Raw genomic sequence first — 18,319 nt, forward strand, 5'->3', positions numbered from 1 at the left:
CGTTTTACCAGGAAAGTGTTTTCAAACGATCTATAGCCTCGAGCACGTTCTGTCTCTCTCCAAAGGCCGAAAGCCTGAAATACCCGTCGCCATTTCTTCCAAAGCCAATCCCTGGTGTTCCTACAATCTGCACCTTATCTAAAAGATAATCAAAAAATCGCCAAGAGTCCATTGGGGTCTTAAACCATATGTAGGGAGAATGTTTTCCACCGGTACAGGGTAAACCAAGTGACGCAATTGTTTCATAAATAAGCCGAGCATTTTCCTTGTAGTATCCAATCACTTCTTTTATTTCCTTCTGTCCCTCAGCGGTAAAAACGGCGGCTGCTGCCTTCTGTACAGGATAGGAGACTCCATTGAATTTCGTGGACTGCCGACGAAACCAGAGAGAATGAAGAGAAAGGGCGTGCCCTTTTTTCGTATATACCTTCACCTCCTTTGGCACAATCGTGTAGGCGCACCGGGTTCCTGTGAAACCAGCTGTTTTCGAGAGACTTCGAAACTCCACCGCTACCTCACGAGCTCCATCAATCTCAAAAATACTCTTCGGAATGGAAGGATCCTCAACAAAGGCTTCATACGCGGCATCAAAGAGCAGAATACTCCCGTGTTTATGAGCATATTCCACCCATGCCTTTAACTCCTCCCTTGTTAAAACCTGACCCGTGGGATTATTGGGAAAACAAAGATATACCACGTCAAATCGCTTCTTTGGAATCTCTGGTTTGAAATTATTTTCAATAGTGGCATCAAGGTAAAAAAAGTTAGTGTATCTTCCGTGAGAGAATTTTCCCGCTCTTCCCGCCATTACATTACTATCCACATAGACGGGATACACCGGATCAGGAATAGCAAGAGAAATTTTCGTATCAAAAAGCTCCTGAAAGTTCGCGGTATCTTCCTTTGCCCCTGTTGAGATAAAGATTTCATCAGCGGTAATGGATATACCCCTCCTCTGAAAGTCCACCTGAGCAATCGCCTCCCGGAGAAACTCATACCCCTGCTCAGGACCGTAGCCATGGAAGGTTTCTTTTTTTGCCATTTCTTCCACACCTTCCTGAAAGGCTTTTACTACTGAAGGAACCAAGGGTTGTGTCACATCACCAATACCAAGCCGAATAATTTTTTTCTCAGGGTTATTCTGCTGATACATCTTTACCCTTTTAGCTACCTCAGAAAAGAGATAACTTCCCTGCAAAAGGGTATAGTTTTCGTTTACCCGAACCATCTATCTCCTCCATACTGAATGTTTCACGTGAAACACTACTTCCTTTGAGAAAGGATCGCACAGAGATATTCTAATTCCTGTTCCGAAAAATAATGAATCTCAATCTTTCCTTTTTTCTGGGAGCCTTTAATCGTTACTTTCATTCCTAAGGCTTGAATAAATCTCTCCTCAAGGTGCTCAAGAGTGGAAGACTTCGAAGAAGTTGTTTCACGTGAAACACTCTCTTCCCTCTCAAACACCTTCGCCATATCCTCAGCCTCACGAACAGAAAGCCCCTTTTCCACAATATACTCAGCGAATTGAATCATCTTATCCACATCAGAAAGCATCAAAATCGCCCGGGCATGTCCCTCTGTGAGTTCCTTTCGAATAAGCTTTTCCTGAATACTATCGGGGAGTTTGAGAAGCCTGAGAGTATTGGCTACAGAACTTCGATTTTTTCCAATCCTCTGGGCAAGTTCATCCTGAGAAAGATGAAGCTTTTCCATAATTTCCTTGTAAGCCAAAGCCTCTTCAATGGGATTTAAATCCTCTCTCTGAATATTTTCAATTAACGCTATTTCCAGTTTATCCTCTTCACTAAAATCTCGCACAATAGCTGGAATTTCAAGAAGACCAGCCATCTTGGCTGCACGCCATCTTCTCTCCCCTGCGACAAGCTCATAACGGCCATTTCCAAGGTCTGTTACCAGAATAGGCTGGATAACTCCCTTTTCTTTTATCGAATCAGCAAGTTCCTTTAACTCATTTTCACCAAAAAACTTTCTTGGTTGATGTTTATTGGGAAGAATCTTCCCAACGTCTATCATCTGAATATTCCCTTTTTGGGCTTCTTCCTCCAGAATATTCTCATCTACAAGGGCAAGCATTCCTTTTCCAAGGCCGTGTTTTTGAGCCATATTATCCCCCTACTCTCTGAAGAAATTCCTTCCCAAAAGCCGCATAGGACTCAGCACCCTGACTCTTTTCATCGTATTCAAAAATCGCAATCCCATGGCTTGGAGCCTCAGAAAGCCTCACATTCCGGGGAATAACCGTCTCATATACCTTTTCCTGAAAGTATCCCTTTACCTCATCAAGGACCTGTTTGGAAAGATTGGTTCTTGAATCGTACATGGTAACCAAAACCCCTTCGATGGCTAAATTTTTATTAAGCCCACTTTTCACAAGTTTAATTGCCTTGAGAAGCTGGGCAAGTCCCTCCATAGCATAAAACTCACTTTGCATGGGAATAAGAACAGAATCCGCAGCAACAAGCCCATTGAGAGTGAAAAGACCAAGGGATGGAGGTGTATCAATGAGAATAAAATCATACGCATGCCGTACCTCTTCAAGAGCATCTTTGAGAATAAATTCCTTACGTGGGGTGTTAAGAAGTTCTATCTGAGCACCAGCAAGATCCAAGGTTACAGGAACAATAAAGAGGTTTTTGTACTTTGTGGGAAGAATGACCTCTTTGATCTTTTTTTGACCAATAAGAACCTCATAGATACCGTTTCCACTTCTCTCTCGAATATCGATCCCTAAGCCACTACATGCGTTTCCCTGGGGATCTATATCGATGAGGAGAACTTTTTTTCCTACATTGGAGAGATAGGCAGCTAAATTGACGGTGGTAGTTGTTTTTCCCACCCCACCTTTTTGATTGGCTATCACAATGATTTTTGACATAAGTTCCTCCTGCTCCGTGCTGGAATATTATTATATCACGAAATAATTTTTTCTTCAAATTCCCTTTTCTGCACAGAAAAGAAAGAGGGAAAGAAGGTTGGTAGAAATACAAAAAAATCCCTCGTCATAGTAATCATGACCTTTGTTTTTGTAGAAAAATGGTTTTTATTTTTTCTTCGGGTGAAGAAATAGGATTTTTTAAGGGTGTGCAAAAGTTTCTTTATCGGTGTGTTTTTTTGAGTACAAAGAAACAAGAATCGTAGGAAGGAGAAAAAGAATTTTTTATTGAAGAAAAAAAGAAAAGGGTTTTTGACAAAAAAAGCAAGGGTTTTGCACAGAAATTTTGAGAGAAGGGTGTCGTTCCACACATTAACAGAAGGGGTATTTCCACATAGAAACTGAATACCTCATAAGTATACCTCTACCTGGTGGAATTTTCAACTTTTTCTTTCCATGGATAATGGGCTATCTCATTGCCTTTGTAAAAAAGTTTCACTCATTTCCGGGGAATTCTCTTACCTCGATGTTGACGCCAGGCAATACCCGAAAAGCATTCTCTTTTGGAACCCGATATTTATGGCCGTTATACGAAACCTCATAAGTTTTATCCAGCCTGCGAAAAGCTCGAAACGCAAAAGCCTTTTCAAACTGTTCAGGGGTGGCTGTAAAGGGCTTAAAAAGGTCTTTCTGAGGCTTTCTACGAGCCTCTGAGAATACTTCTTCGGGAGTTCGTCCATCAAGGGCTCGAGAAGGCGTCTTATTGTGCTCTATGACATATTCTCTCAAAATCCAGTTCAGTTGTTCCAGGGTTTCAATGCGTTGCTTTTTCAAGGTTTTCTTGAGGTAAAAAGTGAGTTGTTTCTGGAATGTCTGGATTTTACGCTCAATTTTCCCCTTGCCCTGGGGTTGATAAGGTCTGGAATTAACGACACAAATATCCAGTTCCTCAAACGCAGTGGCTATGAGGCCATTATTCTTTTTAGAGTACTTTGGGTCATTGTCATAGTACACCTTGTAGGGTAAACCATACTCAGAGAAAACCTCCTGCCAAACTGGCATATGGTTTTCTATTGTGTCCTGGGATAAAAACTTAGCAGCAAGAACATAACGAGAATGGTCGTCCATAATCAAAAGGAGCGGAAAAGCGGGTTTCTTTTCAAGCCATGGGTGAATGGAAACGTCTGCCTGCACAATCTCGCCTATGGCTTCTGCCTGCCACCTTTTGCGGTAGTGATGCCTTGCTCGCTCAGGATAATGGACAAAGAATTTTTTTAGCACTCTCCGAATAGTTTCATCTGAAACCTTAGGAAAATCCTTGTAAAGCTCATATAAGGTGCTGGAAAGAATCCTTACCGAAGGGTACTCTTTCTGTTTATTCTCTTTTTCAATGGCCAGTTCTTCGTATGTTTCAAGAATAAGGGCTATATGCTTTTGCTCAAGCTTTGACTTTCTGGATGTTCTTTGCCGAACAAGATTTTCTCCTCGACAGAATCTTTGATACAAAACGGTAACCCAGGATCGGCTTATATCAAGTTTTCTTGCCACCCAACCTAAAGAAATTTCCCTTTTCTGAACTTGAACAAAGAATCCTTGTAATCTCTTTACCTTCGATTTAACCATATACTTCTTCCTCCTCTTCATAGTTCCTCCTTATTATCCCTTCGTTGCCCCTTCTTTGTCAAATGTGAAAATAGGTATTCAGTTTCCTATGTGGAACGACAGAAATTTTGAGAGAAGGGGTTTACAGAAAAAATTTTTTTCATTACAATATTTTATCTTAAACAGAGAAGTCAACTATTATAAATTCACCTCCTGAGGGAAGGAGGTAAGGCGAAAGGGGTCGAAGGTAGTTTGATGAGAGAGCATGGCGTAGAGGAGGCGAAGGAGTTTGTGAGCCACGCAGAGATTGGCCTTTTTAGCAACACGGGATTGAGCAAATTTGAGGTTAAAATACTCACCGAAAGCGGGGACAAAACGTCTGACAGAGCGAGCGAGGAGAAAAAGGATACGTCTGAGGTGACGGTTCCCTCGTCGAGAGATATGGCCTGTGGTCGAGGACTGTCCGGATTGATAAATAGCGGGGTCAAGACCTGCGTAAGCGATGAGTTTTTTGTAGTTCTCAAAACGGCTGATAGAGCCTATTTCGGCGAGGAAGGTAGCGGCACCGACAAGACCTATACCAGGGACGGAGGTAAGGATCTGTATTTCAGTGGGAAAAGCCTGAAGGGCGAGGGACTGGATGTGAGCGTCAAGTTTCTCGAGGTGCTCCTGGAGGAAAAAGAGCTGGCTTATAATGTTCTGGAGAACGGTTTCCTCGGCGAAGTTGGGAGAAGCGATGGAGGAAGAGGCGAGTTCTTTGATTTTAGTGATGGAGAGGCGGGATTTTCTGCCCCGTTTGTTTGGTGGGAAGAAGGCCTCGAGGGAACTTTCAGAGGCCTTCTGGATGGCGTTAGCGCTGGGGAAAGCCAGGAGGAGAGAAAGGAGGCTTTTGGGGTAACCTGTGGTGTACTTGAGGATTTCCGGAAAACAGTCGAAAATGGCGTCCTCGAGGAGGTTTTTTACCATAGCGATGAGGGTAACGACTTTTTCACGGTAACGGGTGAGGCTACGGAGTTCTGGACATGGATGCCGGAAGGGTTTTTCGAGGGAATGATACTGGGAGAGGAGAAAAAGAGCGATGTGATGAGCATCGATGGAGTCAGTTTTGGTTTTTCGAAGGGAGAGTCTGGAGAATGTTCGTGTCTGAAGTGGGTTAAGCACGAAAGTGCGGAAACTCTGAGAGGTCAGGAACCTGAAAAGATGGTGGTGATAACCGCCGGTGGATTCAAGACCGACGACCAGACTCTCCTTTGGGTAAACCGAGAGAAGGGCAAGGAGTTTGTCGAAGCCCTCTCTCTCCATGGGGAGGGCAGACGAGTGAAGGACCTGCCGCTGGTGGTCAAGGACACAGACGAAGAAATCCTTTTTGGCGACGTCGATACCGACGAAAAGGGTTGGGGTGTGAAGCATATGGCTTCCTCCTTATGGGATTTTGTGGTTTCTGGCAGGTCCTCCCACTCAAAACTCCATTATGACAAGGGCTTCTTGGCCCAATCAACTTATGATGAGTACGGGAGGCAGGAGACAGACTCCTCTAAGGGCTCTTCTGGCCCAGGAAATATTCGTCTTCCTGCCAGATGGGTGGTTTATTATAAAGGGAATTTTATGTAGGAGGAGGATGTATGGAAAAGACCTTAGATAGGTTTTTTGAGCTTTCAAAGAGAAAGACATCGGTGTCTGTAGAGATTCTTGCGGGTATTTCCACGTTTCTTACCATGGCGTACATTATCGTGGTGAATCCACAGATTCTCTCTGCTGCTGGTATGGATTTTAGTGGTGTTCTTTTAGCGACGGTTTTGGTTTCTTCAATTTCCAGTATTTTGATGGGACTGTATGCTAACCTTCCCTATGCCTTGGCTCCCGGAATGGGTATCAATGCCTTCTTTACCTTTACCCTTGTGATTGGAATGGGTATGAGCTGGCAAACGGCTTTAGGGGCGGTGTTTATATCAGGGATTATTTTTATTTTGCTTTCTATTCTTCCTATTCGGCTCTGGATTCTCCATGCGGTTCCTCAGTCGGTACGCTACGGAGTGGCTGCGGGTATTGGGCTTTTTCTCACGCTTATTGGTTTTAAGTCGGTAGGCTTTATTGTTTCTAATCAGGCAACCTTGGTGGGTTTTGGTGGCATCAACACCCAGACGCTTCTTTTTATCTTTGGACTCCTTCTCACCTCTATTCTTGTTATTCGAAGAGTGAAGGGAGCTCTTATCCTTGGTATTGTGGTAACTTCTCTTGCTACAGTTTTGGTTTCCTTTTTTGGAGTGAAGTACGGATGGCTTGCTAAACCTTTGGTGGAATTACCAAAGTCTTTGGTGGCTTTACCAAAGCTTGATGTGTTCTTTCAACTTGATGTGATAGGTGCGTTGAAACTCTCCATGATCGGGCCGGTGTTTTCTCTTCTTTTTACCGATATGTTTGATTCTATTTCGACCTTCATGGGAATTGCTCAGGTTTCCGGATTGGTGGATAAGGATGGGCAACCACTCAATGCAAAGAAAGCCCTTCTTGTGGATGCTGTTTCTACCACTATTTCCGGTCTCTTTGGAACCTCTTCGGGAACTACCTATATTGAATCAGCCGCTGGTGTGGAAGAAGGGGGAAGAACAGGTCTTACCGCCATTGTTACAGGACTTCTCTTTTTACCCTTTATGTTCTTGAGTCCTTTGTTGAGTTTTGTTCCTGCTGTGGCTACAGCTCCTATTCTTGTGATTGTGGGTGCCTTCATGATGAAGCCTCTTCTTCAGATAGACTGGAATAATTTTGAGGAAACTGTCCCAGCTTTTATGGCTTTGATTTTGATCCCTCTCACCTACTCTATCACGCAGGGTATTGTATGGGGATTTTTGATCTATACGCTTATCAAGCTTTTTACGGGCAAGATCAAAGAGATTCATCCCATGCTTTATGTGATTGATGTGTTGGCGATTTTGATTCTCTTTTTTCACTAAGCTTTACCACACCCCCCCTCTCAGAAAGAGAGGGGGGCTTTTTCTTGACGGAGAGAGTTTTCTATCGTATACTATAGGTACGCTAGGGGTGCCTCCGAGGCTGAGAGGGAGTATGTCTCCCAACCCTCGAACCTGATCCGGGTCATACCGGCGAAGGAAAGCGCCCTCCCCGGCGATAATGTGGGAGGTTCTTTGTGGATAGCCCTCTTGTCATAGGTGGTAAGGAGTTTTCCTGTAGGCTTTTTGTAGGAACGGGAAAGCTTCCTTCTTCTTCTCTTATTCCCGAGATTGTGAAGTCAAGTGGAACCCAGATGATCACGGTAGCTTTGAGACGGGTGAATCTCTCTCGCCCTGAGGAGAATATTCTCTCCTATATACCTGAAGGGGTGGTGGTTTTACCCAACACCTCAGGGGCAAGAAATGCTGAGGAAGCGGTGAGAATTGCCAGATTGGCTCGAGAAGCTGGTTGTGGTAATTTTGTCAAAATTGAAATCATTCATGAAATGGACTACCTTATGCCAGATAACGAGGAAACCATAAAGGCAACGGCTCTTTTGGCTAAAGAAGGCTTTGTGGTTTTGCCGTATGTAATGCCTGATTTAATTGCGGCTCAAAAGCTCGTGGATGCAGGGGCGGCGGCGGTGATGCCTTTGGGTTCTCCAATTGGTTCTCATCGTGGACTTCGGACCAAAGATCTGATTGCTATGCTCATTGAAAAGATTGATCTTCCTATTATTGTGGATGCAGGCATTGGAAAACCCTCTCATGCCGCAGAAGCCATGGAAATGGGGGCGGATGCCGTTCTCGTCAATACCGCCATTGCTACCAGTGTGGATCCGGTGGCGGCGGCAAGGGCTTTTAGTCTGGCAGTAGAGGCCGGGCGGATTTCTTACCTCTGTCAAAAGGCCCAGGAGAGTCTCTATGCCCAGGCAAGTTCTCCTCTTTCAGGTTTATTGTCATAGGAAAGAAAAATGAAAGCAACAACGGAGTTTCTTTCCTGGCTTGAGTACGATATTGAGGGGTTTGTTTCACGGGTGACATCCCAGGATGTGAAAAGGGTTCTGAGGAAGGATTCGTTAACGCCGGAGGATTTTCTCTGTCTTCTTTCTCCAGCAGCAGAGGGTTTTCTTGAGGAGATGGCTATCCTCTCTCAGAAGATAACAGCCCACCACTTCGGAAGGGCTATCCTTCTCTTTGCGCCTCTCTATATCGCCGACTACTGTCAGAATCAGTGTGTGTATTGTGGGTTTAGGGCTCAGAATCGATTTCCACGAACGAAACTTTCTCTTGAGGAGATTCGAAAAAATGGAGAAGTGCTTTCAGAAAAGGGATTTCGACATATTCTTCTTTTAACGGGAGATGCCCCTTCTATCACTCCTGTAGATTTTCTTGAAGAGGTTCTTTCTCTTCTTAGCCCTATGTTTGATTCGCTTGCTGTTGAGGTATATCCCCTTTCAGAAGAAGAGTATCTTCGCCTGCGAAGGGTTGGGTTGGATGGTCTTACGATCTATCAGGAAACGTACGACAGAGAGGTGTATGATGAGGTTCATCCAGCTGGTCCAAAAAAGGATTATCTCTGGCGACTTGGAACGCCGGAGAGGGGGGCTCTTGCCGGTCTTCGGTGGATAACCATTGGGGCGCTTTATGGTCTTGCCAATCCCCTTCATGATGCCTTCTGGACGGGGATGCATCTTCTCACTCTCAAAAAATATTACCCTTCGGTGGAATGGGGGCTTTCTCTTCCCAGGATGAATCCAGCAGAAGGGGATTTTGTTCCTACGTATCATCTCTCTGATAAGAAATTTGTGCAGTTTCTTTTTGCTTTTCGGATCTTTTTCCCCACAGCGGGGATCACCTTGTCTACAAGAGAACGACCACAGATGAGAGATATTCTTTTGCCTTTGGGGGTAACGAAGGTCTCAGCAGAATCCCATACAGAGGTGGGTGGCTATGCAGCCCAAAATCATCACATTCCCCAGTTCGAGGTAGCGGATAATCGAAGTGTGGAAGAAATGATAGCAGTGATTCGTTCAAAGGGGTTTGAACCAGTCTTCAAGGACTGGGTTGGGGTCTTATGAAAAACGAATCTCAAAGAGAAAAGATTTTTTGGGAAAATAAGGCGTTCTGGCTTCTTTTTCTTTTGAATTTTCTTTCATTCTCAAGTCATGCAGCTCTCAATACGCTTCCTGTGTATCTGGCAAAGAAGGGTTTTTCAAGGTCTTTCACAGGGCTTTTTATGAATATTCATGTCTTTGGGCTTGTGCTTTTTGTGGTGTTTTTGTTGCCGCTTGTGGAAAGGGTGGGAAAAAAAAGGATGATGGTTTTTTCGTATGGTCTGGAACTTTTTGCCTATTTTGGGATGTTTGTAGGGGCCTGGGATATGAGACTCTTGGTAGGTTTTCGGGTGCTTTCGGCTCTTTCGTACGCGGTGGGGTTTACGGTCAATGCAGCCCTGGCTTTTGATGTTCTCCCCCCTGAAAAACGGACAGGGGGTATTGCTCTCTTTGGTATTTCCGGTATTCTTTCCAATCCTTTTTGTGCCTGGATGGGACAGTTTTTTGTGACAGGTTTTCCCAGGGGGCTTTTTCTTTTGGGGGCACTTCTTACCCTTTTTGCCCTTTCTCTTGTCTTTTTTGTGGAAGAAAAGTCTCACACAAAGGATGAGTATCAGGCGAAGCATCTCTTTGATGTCTTGAAAAGAAAGGATCTCTGGGAGGAATTTTTGTTAGCCATGGTATTGGGAGGGGCTTTTGGAACGTTAGCTACCTTTGTCCCTCTGCAGACGATGGAACGTTTAGGTGCATCTTTTCTGACGGTGTATTTTGTGGCGTATTCTCTCACGGCGATAGGATGCCGGTTTTTCTTTTCCCCGGAGATGGACAGATTTTCTTCTGAGAAGCTTCTTTTGATGGGTTTTGCCCTTGTTTTCTTTGCCATGGGAAATATGGCTATTCTTTTGACAAAAATTCAGGTGGTGTTTACTGGCATTCTGTATGGAGTGGGACACACGATCTTGTATCCGGTGTTGAGTGCCCTGGTGGTGAAGCAGAGTCAGGAAGGGGAGAAATATATTACCAATAGTGTTTTTATTGGGTTCTATACGCTTGGTGGTTTTGTGTTTCCTTCTGGTCTTGGTGTGGTGGGAGACTGGCTCTCGACAAAAAGTATTTTCTGGGGAATGGCGATAGGAGCAGGGGTGGCCTTTCTCTGGCTTCTTATGGGGAGAAAGAGAGAAGAAAAAATTTTTAATTGAGATGTTTTTGCTTGCAAAAAATATATTTTCTTTTATAATGATAAACACAAATGCCGAAAAAGGAGGGAAAAATGAAGAAGGCAACCTTTACGGGAAGGGGTGGAGATCTCTTTGGGATTTTTCTGGTGAATTTTCTTCTCACGGTGATAACCTTAGGTATTTATGCGCCATGGGCAAGGGCAAGGTATCTGCGGTATATGGTTGGCCATATCGAGTTCGATGGAGAACCTTTTGAGTTCCATGGGAAGGGCGGAGAACTTTTCTGGGGGATTCTCAAGGTGTTGGTGGTGCTTTTTGTGCTTTTGCTTCCTTATACTGTGACTATAGCGGCTGGAGAGGTGGAACTTGCCCTGGTCTTTTATGGGGTTTTCTTTCTTGCGCTTCTGATTTTGATTCCTGTGTTTCTTCATGGGGCTTTGCGCTATACCTTTTCTCGTCTGAGCTGGCGCGGCATTCGTATGACCTATACAGGACAGCGGGGGGAACTCCTTCTTCTCTATCTCAAGGGTTTGTTTTTGACCTTGATTACCCTGGGTATTTATGGTCCCTGGTTTTCTTGTGAACTTTTGAGATATGTGTATGGCCATATCCGTATCGGGAATGTCTCCTTTGGTTTTGAGGGAAAGGGAGCAGAATTGTTTATCCACTATCTTTTGGGATTTCTTTTTTCACTTTTGACCTTGGGATTGTATAGCCCCTGGTTTTATGTGAGGGTGGCAAGATTCTTTGTTTCTCATACCTATGTGGAACAGGAGGGGAAAAGATCCTTCTTTGCTTTTGGCTTGAAAGGCGACGAGGTTCTTGGTTTCTGGATAATCAGGATTCTTCTGGCCATAGTTACCCTTGGTATAGCGACTCCCTGGATTATTGCTGACTGGATGAAGCGAAGGTTGGATGCCCTCTCTCTTGAAGGGGATATTGATAGCCAGTCTTTGATCCAGCACCCTGTTGAGGATGTGGGGGCCATGGGGTTTGGGTTTTTTGATCTCGGAGATGGGCTGTGGGGGTCTGTTTTCCCCTTATGAGTTACGAGGGGTTCTATCGTGATGGCAAAACCTCCCGGGATTATCCCGGGAGGTTAACGTTTGAGGAAAATATACTGGCTATCTCCTATAGAGATGAAGAAGGGGTTGAGGCTCTTGTCTTCTGGTCAAAAGAAGAGGTTTCTTTAGCCGAGGGATCAAGACCAGAGAGAATGATTCTCCTGTGCCAGGAGGGGCAGAGGGGCAGTTTTGTTTTTTCTGTGGATAAGAGAGATTTTGGGAAGATTCTGGCCTTTTTTGGAAAAAAAGAGGGGCGTTGGCGTCTTTTTCTTTTTTCTCTGCTTGGTATAGGGATGTTTCTTTTCTGGTTTTGGGGACTTCCTTTTCTTATTGACAGGAGTGTGGACTTTTTTCTTCAAGAGAAGCCTGTGTCAATTCAAAAGTTTCCGAAGGTTTTTGATGGGGACCCATCGTTTTCCATGACAGTCAATGAGAAGGCTTCAGAAAAGCTTCAGAGGTTTGTGTCGCGTTATCTTTCGCCGGATTTTCCTTCTGTATTCGTGGTGAAGGCTTCTTTTGAAAATGCCTTTGCGATGGTGTGGGGAGGTATTGTGATAAGTGAGAAGATGCTTCTTGCTCTTCGTACCCCTGAGGAATTGGCAGCTCTTCTTTATCACGAAGAGGGGCATCTCAAATACCATCATCCCCTGAAGATGTTTCTGAGACGAAATATAGGGATTTTTCTTTTGATGCTGGTCACGGGGGCAAATGATGTCTCCCAAATGGTGGTGAGAACAGGGGAAGAAATGATGGTTTTGCAGTACAATCGGGACTTTGAGATTTTGGCAGATGAGTATGCCCTGAAAAGATTGATGGAAAAGGGATTTTCTCCAGAGGCCATGGAAAAGCTGCTTCTTTTTCTTTCTGAAAGAAATCAGGAGGGTTTCTGGTTGTTTTCGACGCATCCCTCTTTTGAAAAGCGTATTGCTCTTTTGAGAGAGAAACGTAAGCGAATGAAAATGGAAAGGGGGGAGGTTTCTTTGAAGGGAATAGAGAAGGATTTTCTTTCTTTGAAACAGGAGCTCTGAAAAGAAAGATTTGATAATCCTTCTTGAGATAAGCGTTGAGAGACCTTTGCACATTCGTGCAAAGGTCTCATAAAAGTAATGAAAAATAAAATATAGTATAAGAATATTCTTTTTAGCAATAAAAAATTCTGTTTTTTGAATAAAAAACAAACAGGTCCTTGTAAACAGAAAAAACGGGGTTTCAGGGGCATAGCCCCTGACCAAGACAGGGGAAGAAAATACCCGTACAAGGGTCTCGATTTGCCTTTGTCTTTGTTTCTGTGTATATTGAGTCAAGGTATTGAAAGAAAAGAAAGAGACAGGGAGGAGGGTATGAGGTCTTCGCTTTCTGAATGGCAAAAGAGGGTTTTTTATGGGGGAGAGACGGAAGCGCCGTTTGAGAATGCCTACTGGAATAATAAACATCCCGGTCTCTATGTTGATCCTGTGTCTGGTGAGGTGCTTTTTTCTTCTCTGGATAAGTTTGACTCCGGGACAGGATGGCCAAGTTTTTCAAAACCGGTTCATCCTGAGCTTTTAGAATATAGAGAAGACTTTTCTTTGGGGATGCATCGGGTTGAGGTGAGAACAAGGCATACGAAGGGACACCTTGGACATGTGTTTGAGGATGGGCCTCCGCCAACGGGGATGAGATTCTGTATCAATTCGGCTTCGCTTCGGTTCATTCCTGTGGAGGATGTGGTCTCTGAAGGGTATGTAGAGTACTGGCCTTTGTTTTCTTTTCTTTCTCTACCTTTTGAACAGATTATTCTTGGAGCGGGATGTTTCTGGGGGGTGGAAGCCTATTTCAAACAGGTGGATGGGGTACTTGCCACCACTGTTGGGTATAGTGGGGGAGAACCCATGTGGCCAAGTTATGAGGATGTGTGTACAGGGGAAACAGGGCATGTGGAAACAGTCCTTGTGCGTTTTGATCCAAAGGTTCTTTCTTTAGAAAGTGTCTTAGGGCATTTCTTTTTTATTCATGATCCGGAGAGTGAGAATAGGCAGGGGTCTGATGTGGGAAGCCAGTATCGTTCGGCCATTTTTTATCTTGAGGAGGATCAGTTGCCTGTTGTTGAGAGATGGCTGGAAAGGCTTCGTCGGGAGGGAAAACAACCGGTCACAGAGGTTTCTCCGGTGAAGAATTTTTATCCTGCTGAGGAATACCATCAGGATTATTTAGACAAGAATCCAGGGGGTTACTGTCACATCAACCTTGGTCGAAAGTGGAAAGGGTGAATGGTCAGGTATAGCCGAAAGGCTGAAACTTGAAAAAAAATTTTTTTTCGTGTATAATACTAATTCCTGCCACCGTAGCTCAGTCGGTAGAGCAACTGATTCGTAATCAGTGGGCCAGCGGTTCAATCCCGCTCGGTGGCTTTAGGCTGCCCTCTCGGGCAGCCTTTTTTATTCAAATATTTTCCCCGAGGATCTTTTCGATGGTGCGCCATATCTCGGTAATTATGGTGTTGGCAACCAATCGTCCTTTTGGGGTGAGAATAAGTTTCTGCTGATCGATGGAGCAATAGGAAGAAAGGGATTGTATGGTGGTGAAGAGGAGACTTTCCTCTTTGTTTCCAATCCATTCGCGGATGGTATTCAAGGCTATCCCGTTGCTTGTGCGAAGACCAAGCATGAGTTTTTCCATCATCGCGGTTTTTGTATCGATGGTCTCCTGGAAACCATAGGGAAACCGGTTTGCTTTGATGGCTTCTTCATAGAGTAGAAGGTTTACCGTATTGGTGTAGCGAAAACTTTGCCAGGACAAAAAACCACTTGCCCCGATACCAAGCCCTATATAGGGTTCATAGGCCCAGTAGAGGCTGTTATGAATAGCCCGGTTTTCTTTTCCAAGGGAGAAGTTGGAAATCTCATACCATTCATAGAATCGAGAGAGTTTCATAGCAAGGTCTAAGTATTGTTGAGCTTGAAAATCAGGATCAGGTGTCTGAAAGGTCCCTCTTTTGGCAAGTCCGGCTATTGTGCTTCCCTCTTCACAGGAGAGGAGATAAAGGGAGAGATGGGGAGGGCGATGTTTCTCTATCCATGAAAGAAGAGAAAAAACATCAAGTTGTGGTATCCCTACAATGAAGTCAACACTGAGACGGGAAAATCCAGCCTCTTTTGCCATCGTGTAGGTTTTGTCGGCATCAAAAAGGGGACGGGAGAGAAAACGGAGAAGCTCAGGTTGAAGGGATTGAAAGCCAAGGCTGAGCCTGTCAAAGCCAAGGCTTTTCCAAAGGGAGAGGTTGGCTTTTGTGACATCCTCTGGGTTAACCTCGATGGTTCTTTCCATAGTTTCAAGAGTGAAAAGAGAAGAGATTCCCTCAAGTAAACGGGAAAGGAGTGAAGGTGAAAGAAGAGAGGGAGTACCTCCTCCTAAATAGAGGGTGTGGAAGGCAAGAGGTCCGTGAGCCTCCTGATAGAGACGAGCCTCTTGAAGAAGAAGATCAATGTAATGGCTTGCCCTTTCTTCATCATAGGGGATACCGCTCGCAAAGTGGCAGTAGAGACACTTTTTTCGACAAAAGGGGAGGTGAATATAGAGCCCTGTCATGGCTACTTCAAAAGGGTATCGACCCAGTGAGCAATATCGTCCTTGCCTTCACGGAGTTGTTTTACCAGGGGGATGGCGGAGATATTATCTCGATATGTTTTGAGCACATTGGTGGTCAGGACGGTTTCTAAGACGGTGAGAAACGAAAGAAAGTCTGGAGCCCACCAGCCAGCATGATGCTTGAGAGCAAAGAGAAGGTTTTTGCGTTCGGTCATATAGGTGGAATAATCCGTGGCAAGGAGAGGTTTTCCCAAAAGCATGGATTCAAAAAGAACAGACGGTCCAGCCTTGCCCACCACAATGTCGGCGGTATGCATGAGTTCATGCATATTTTCAACGAATTCGAAGATCCGTACAGGATAGGGAGAGGTTTTTGAGAGTTCCATCATCTTTTCATAGAGGGGTTTATTTCGTCCACACACCACAAGCCAGTTGAAGGGCATACGCCGTTCGATGATGCGGGGGATAAAATCGTAGGCCTTGCCAATACCCTCTCCCCCATATACGACAAGGAGTGTTTGATAGGAGGGGTTGAGATTATACCTTTCAAAGAGAATTTCACGGGCAGGAAGGGGATCGTAAAATTTTCTTTCAATCGGAAATGGCATACGGACAATTTGAGAGGGTTTAACCCCCCGTCTGAGAAGCCCCTTTTCTACCTCATCGCTGGGAGCAAAGAGATAGTCGGCACGTTTTTCGCACCACCAGGAAAAGGGAGAAAAGGGATCAGTGATTACCCCTACCACCGGACAGGAGATTCTTTTTTTTCGTTTGGCTATGGCGGCAATGGTGATGGCAAAAAAATGGGTGGAGAGAATGAGATCCGGCTTCACCGAGGCATAATACTCTATACCCTTTTTGAGAAGACCAGGCATAAAAAGGGGAAGGTAAAGCCGGGAAATGGGGTGGAAAAGTTCCATGAGGGTCATCGAAAGGTCGGCCATCCAGCGATGGGCAAGAGAATACCTCCAGTATTTTCTCATAAACTCGTGTTCTTTGAGGGCACCGCTTGCCTCTGAAAGTTCTACAATGGTGATAGCATACTTTCCCGGGTAACAGGCCTCGATACCATCCCGGATAGCTTTGGCGGTAGCTAAATGACCAGCACCGGCCTCGACAATGGGCATAAGAATGGTTTTCATAAGCCCCCCTTTAGGTTTTTTTCTCCTCCGGCAAGACAAAATCCCTGAGAAAGGCGGCATTTTCTTCTGGTATGGATGGGTTAATGAACATGCCAGACCCTAATTCAAAACCAGCACTTCTCGTCAGGCGGGGAACCACTGTGATATACCAGTGGAAAAAGGCGGTGTGGCTATACCCCTGCGGCGCAGAACGCACGATATAGTTATAATCCGGGTCATTGAGACCATAGTAGAGCTTTCGAAGGACATGCCGGAGGGTAACGGAAAGATCAGCCAGTTCTTCTTCTGTGGCGTAGAGAAAACTTGATTTGTGTTTTCGTGGGAAAATCCACACCGCAAAAGGGGAAAAGGCGGCGTAAGGGACAAAAGCCACAAAGTATTCACTCTCATAGACAATCCGTTTTCCTTCGGTGAGTTCTCTTTCAAGCATGGTGCAAAAGATACAACTTCTATGTTCTTCATGGTAGCGGATGGATTCATTCATTCGTGCCATGACATCTCGGGGGATAACGGGAAGGGCAATAATCTGAGAGTGGGGATGAACAAGAGAAGCCCCGGCCCGACTTCCATGATTTCGGAAAAGGATCACCGATTCCACATAGGAAAAACTCATGAGGTGGGCCATGCGTTTCTGATACATGCGAAGAATATGATACACGTGGGTTGGATCGTAGAGGGCCACGGTGAGGTTATGCTGAGGGTGTTCGATCAGGACTTCATGATGCCCAATACCATCCATGGAACGGAAAAATCCCGTGGTGTTGACAGAGAAACCATCTTCGGGGGGGAGAAGAGCGGGATATTTATTGGGGATAACCCGAATCTGCCACTTGCCATTGGTTTCCATGGCATCAAGGGTAATATCGTTTCCGGTTTTTATCTCGTTTCCCGGGCAGAAGGGACAGTTTTCATCGTAAGCAGGATAGGCAGATTCACAGTTGAGTTTTTCTTCACGGAGTTGGTCAGGGCGCTTGCTTCTTTCGGTGGAGATAATCACCCATTCTTTTAGGAGAATGTTTTGCCGGAGTTCTGGCATAGATACCACCTTGGTTTATGATGGTTTTATTGTAAAGAAGGAAAGGAAAAAGTCAAGAGTTTAGAGACCTTTGCACGAATGTGCGAAGGTCTCAAAAAAGTAGTAAAAAACAAAAAATAGTATAAAAATGTTCCTTAACGTAATAAATAAAACTATTCCTTTGAACAAAAAAAAGACAAATAAGCCCTTGTAAATGGAAAAAGCGGGGTTTCAGGGGCGTAGCCCCTGACCCAGATAGGGGAAGAAAACACCCGTGCAAGGGTCTCAAATATGGAGTGGAGAATGGATAAAATTTTTCACAAGACTTTCTTTTTTTTGTTTGACAAAAAAATGGTTTTCTCTTAAAATACCTATAAAACATATAGGAAAATCTACCTTTAAGGAGGAGGTATGAAACTCTCCACCAAAAGCCGGTATGGACTTCGTCTTCTTTTTCGTTTGGCTACGGCGGGCAAAGAGATCGTTCCTTTGAGTGAAATAGCTGAGAAAGAGGCTATTTCTGAGAAGTATCTTGAACACATTATCAATCGCTTGAAGGTGGCTGGCATTGTCCAGGCTCAGAGGGGTATCAAGGGTGGGTATATTCTCTCAAAGAATCCTTCGGAGATATACCTTCTGGAGGTGATAGAGACCCTTGAGGGGCCGCTTACCTTGGTGGACTGTGTGAAGAATAAGGCCTGTAATCGAATGGCGCATTGCCCGACCCAATGGGTGTGGGATAGGCTTTCGACGGTTCTTCGTCAGGAGTTATCCCGTATGACCCTTGATGATATGATTCGAAAATATACAGAATCGGCAGCCCATAATTACGAGATATAGGAGGTGGTTC

Annotated in this window: 17 protein-coding genes, 1 tRNA gene and 1 riboswitch; of the genes, 10 read left to right on the forward strand and 8 right to left on the reverse strand. The window is 44.7% G+C overall.

The genetic code is table 11. The features are described 5' to 3' along the window. Positions 1–4: 4 nt before the first annotated feature. From BREVNS_RS04930 to BREVNS_RS04950, 5 genes are all read right to left on the reverse strand, one after another. Entirely contained in the window at positions 5–1,228 is a 1,224-nt protein-coding gene (locus BREVNS_RS04930) for an LL-diaminopimelate aminotransferase (protein ID WP_483427938.1), read from the reverse strand. 35 nt (positions 1,229–1,263) lie between these two features. After that, a complete protein-coding gene (locus tag BREVNS_RS04935) occupies positions 1,264–2,127 on the reverse strand; it encodes a ParB/RepB/Spo0J family partition protein (RefSeq protein WP_483427939.1) in 864 nt (287 codons plus the stop codon). 1 nt (position 2,128) lies between these two features. Next, a complete protein-coding gene (locus BREVNS_RS04940) occupies positions 2,129–2,899 on the reverse strand; it encodes a ParA family protein (protein ID WP_483427940.1) in 771 nt (256 codons plus the stop codon). A 492-nt stretch (positions 2,900–3,391) separates the two neighbouring features. After that, on the reverse strand, positions 3,392–4,519 hold the full coding sequence (locus BREVNS_RS04945; RefSeq protein WP_483427941.1) for a transposase family protein: 1,128 nt from the start codon (positions 4,517–4,519) through the stop codon (positions 3,392–3,394). Positions 4,520–4,696: 177 nt separating this feature from the next. Further along, positions 4,697–5,908, reverse strand: coding sequence for an IS110 family RNA-guided transposase (locus tag BREVNS_RS04950; protein ID WP_483426473.1), 1,212 nt, complete (start codon positions 5,906–5,908; stop codon positions 4,697–4,699). Between BREVNS_RS04950 and BREVNS_RS04955 the strand changes: the two genes are divergently transcribed. The 9 genes from BREVNS_RS04955 to BREVNS_RS04995 all read left to right on the forward strand — a co-directional run bounded on the left by BREVNS_RS04955 (position 5,909) and on the right by BREVNS_RS04995 (position 14,135). Beyond that, on the forward strand, positions 5,909–6,109 hold the full coding sequence (locus BREVNS_RS04955; RefSeq protein ID WP_483426474.1) for a hypothetical protein: 201 nt from the start codon (positions 5,909–5,911) through the stop codon (positions 6,107–6,109). It begins immediately after the preceding gene. Between the two features lie 11 nt (positions 6,110–6,120). Then, positions 6,121–7,449 carry an NCS2 family permease gene (locus BREVNS_RS04960; protein ID WP_483427942.1) on the forward strand — a complete coding sequence of 443 codons (1,329 nt, stop codon included), beginning with the start codon at positions 6,121–6,123 and terminating at the stop codon, positions 7,447–7,449. Positions 7,450–7,523: 74 nt separating this feature from the next. Then, positions 7,524–7,625, forward strand: a riboswitch (TPP riboswitch). A gap of 18 nt (positions 7,626–7,643) precedes the next feature. Continuing rightward, on the forward strand, positions 7,644–8,411 hold the full coding sequence (locus tag BREVNS_RS04965) for a HisA/HisF-related TIM barrel protein (protein ID WP_483427943.1): 768 nt from the start codon (positions 7,644–7,646) through the stop codon (positions 8,409–8,411). Between the two features lie 9 nt (positions 8,412–8,420). Further along, entirely contained in the window at positions 8,421–9,527 is a 1,107-nt protein-coding gene (thiH, locus tag BREVNS_RS04970; RefSeq protein WP_483427944.1) for a 2-iminoacetate synthase ThiH, read from the forward strand. Further along, entirely contained in the window at positions 9,524–10,702 is a 1,179-nt protein-coding gene (locus BREVNS_RS04975; RefSeq protein WP_483427945.1) for an MFS transporter, read from the forward strand. The genes thiH and BREVNS_RS04975 overlap by 4 nt, the downstream gene beginning before the upstream one ends. A 71-nt stretch (positions 10,703–10,773) precedes the next feature. Continuing rightward, a complete protein-coding gene (locus BREVNS_RS04980) occupies positions 10,774–11,727 on the forward strand; it encodes a YjgN family protein (RefSeq protein ID WP_483427946.1) in 954 nt (317 codons plus the stop codon). Continuing rightward, positions 11,724–12,773, forward strand: coding sequence for a M48 family metallopeptidase (locus BREVNS_RS04985; RefSeq protein ID WP_483427947.1), 1,050 nt, complete (start codon positions 11,724–11,726; stop codon positions 12,771–12,773). The genes BREVNS_RS04980 and BREVNS_RS04985 overlap by 4 nt, the downstream gene beginning before the upstream one ends. Positions 12,774–13,085: 312 nt before the next feature. Beyond that, complete coding sequence (locus BREVNS_RS04990; RefSeq protein ID WP_483427948.1) at positions 13,086–13,994, forward strand: bifunctional methionine sulfoxide reductase B/A protein; 909 nt, start codon at positions 13,086–13,088, stop codon at positions 13,992–13,994. A gap of 68 nt (positions 13,995–14,062) precedes the next feature. Then, positions 14,063–14,135, forward strand: a tRNA-Thr gene (locus BREVNS_RS04995). 31 nt (positions 14,136–14,166) lie between these two features. Here the strand turns inward: BREVNS_RS04995 and BREVNS_RS05000 are convergent. The 3 genes from BREVNS_RS05000 to galT are packed head-to-tail and all read right to left on the reverse strand — an operon-like array spanning position 14,167 to position 17,490. Continuing rightward, entirely contained in the window at positions 14,167–15,312 is a 1,146-nt protein-coding gene (locus BREVNS_RS05000) for a coproporphyrinogen-III oxidase family protein (protein WP_483427949.1), read from the reverse strand. Between the two features lie 2 nt (positions 15,313–15,314). After that, complete coding sequence (locus BREVNS_RS05005) at positions 15,315–16,454, reverse strand: MGDG synthase family glycosyltransferase (protein WP_483427950.1); 1,140 nt, start codon at positions 16,452–16,454, stop codon at positions 15,315–15,317. Positions 16,455–16,464: 10 nt separating this feature from the next. Continuing rightward, a complete protein-coding gene (gene galT / locus BREVNS_RS05010) occupies positions 16,465–17,490 on the reverse strand; it encodes a galactose-1-phosphate uridylyltransferase (protein WP_483427951.1) in 1,026 nt (341 codons plus the stop codon). A 390-nt stretch (positions 17,491–17,880) separates the two neighbouring features. On the opposite strand from galT, the gene BREVNS_RS05015 reads away from it, so the two are divergent. Next, the gene (locus tag BREVNS_RS05015) at positions 17,881–18,309 is read left to right on the forward strand and encodes an RrF2 family transcriptional regulator (RefSeq protein ID WP_483427952.1); all 429 of its coding nucleotides are present in this window, start codon (positions 17,881–17,883) and stop codon (positions 18,307–18,309) included. The last annotated feature ends 10 nt before the right edge of the window (positions 18,310–18,319 follow it).

It is taken from the genome of Longinema margulisiae (genome assembly GCF_025266855.1).
In the GTDB taxonomy this organism is placed as follows: Bacteria; Spirochaetota; Brevinematia; order Brevinematales; family Thermospiraceae; genus Thermospira.

What these genes read in the sequence shown, in the direction of transcription:
- BREVNS_RS04930 (WP_483427938.1), bottom strand. Translation starts at nt 1,228, where the DNA reads ATGGTTCGGGTAAACGAAAACTATACCCTTTTGCAGGGAAGTTATCTC.
- BREVNS_RS04935 (WP_483427939.1), bottom strand. Translation starts at nt 2,127, where the DNA reads ATGGCTCAAAAACACGGCCTTGGAAAAGGAATGCTTGCCCTTGTAGAT.
- BREVNS_RS04940 (WP_483427940.1), bottom strand. Translation starts at nt 2,899, where the DNA reads ATGTCAAAAATCATTGTGATAGCCAATCAAAAAGGTGGGGTGGGAAAA.
- BREVNS_RS04945 (WP_483427941.1), bottom strand. Translation starts at nt 4,519, where the DNA reads ATGGTTAAATCGAAGGTAAAGAGATTACAAGGATTCTTTGTTCAAGTT.
- BREVNS_RS04950 (WP_483426473.1), bottom strand. Translation starts at nt 5,908, where the DNA reads ATGCTTCACACCCCAACCCTTTTCGTCGGTATCGACGTCGCCAAAAAG.
- BREVNS_RS04955 (WP_483426474.1), top strand. Translation starts at nt 5,909, where the DNA reads ATGGCTTCCTCCTTATGGGATTTTGTGGTTTCTGGCAGGTCCTCCCAC.
- BREVNS_RS04960 (WP_483427942.1), top strand. Translation starts at nt 6,121, where the DNA reads ATGGAAAAGACCTTAGATAGGTTTTTTGAGCTTTCAAAGAGAAAGACA.
- thiH (WP_483427944.1), top strand. Translation starts at nt 8,421, where the DNA reads ATGAAAGCAACAACGGAGTTTCTTTCCTGGCTTGAGTACGATATTGAG.
- BREVNS_RS04975 (WP_483427945.1), top strand. Translation starts at nt 9,524, where the DNA reads ATGAAAAACGAATCTCAAAGAGAAAAGATTTTTTGGGAAAATAAGGCG.
- BREVNS_RS04980 (WP_483427946.1), top strand. Translation starts at nt 10,774, where the DNA reads ATGAAGAAGGCAACCTTTACGGGAAGGGGTGGAGATCTCTTTGGGATT.
- BREVNS_RS04985 (WP_483427947.1), top strand. Translation starts at nt 11,724, where the DNA reads ATGAGTTACGAGGGGTTCTATCGTGATGGCAAAACCTCCCGGGATTAT.
- BREVNS_RS04990 (WP_483427948.1), top strand. Translation starts at nt 13,086, where the DNA reads ATGAGGTCTTCGCTTTCTGAATGGCAAAAGAGGGTTTTTTATGGGGGA.
- BREVNS_RS05000 (WP_483427949.1), bottom strand. Translation starts at nt 15,312, where the DNA reads ATGACAGGGCTCTATATTCACCTCCCCTTTTGTCGAAAAAAGTGTCTC.
- BREVNS_RS05005 (WP_483427950.1), bottom strand. Translation starts at nt 16,454, where the DNA reads ATGAAAACCATTCTTATGCCCATTGTCGAGGCCGGTGCTGGTCATTTA.
- galT (WP_483427951.1), bottom strand. Translation starts at nt 17,490, where the DNA reads ATGCCAGAACTCCGGCAAAACATTCTCCTAAAAGAATGGGTGATTATC.
- BREVNS_RS05015 (WP_483427952.1), top strand. Translation starts at nt 17,881, where the DNA reads ATGAAACTCTCCACCAAAAGCCGGTATGGACTTCGTCTTCTTTTTCGT.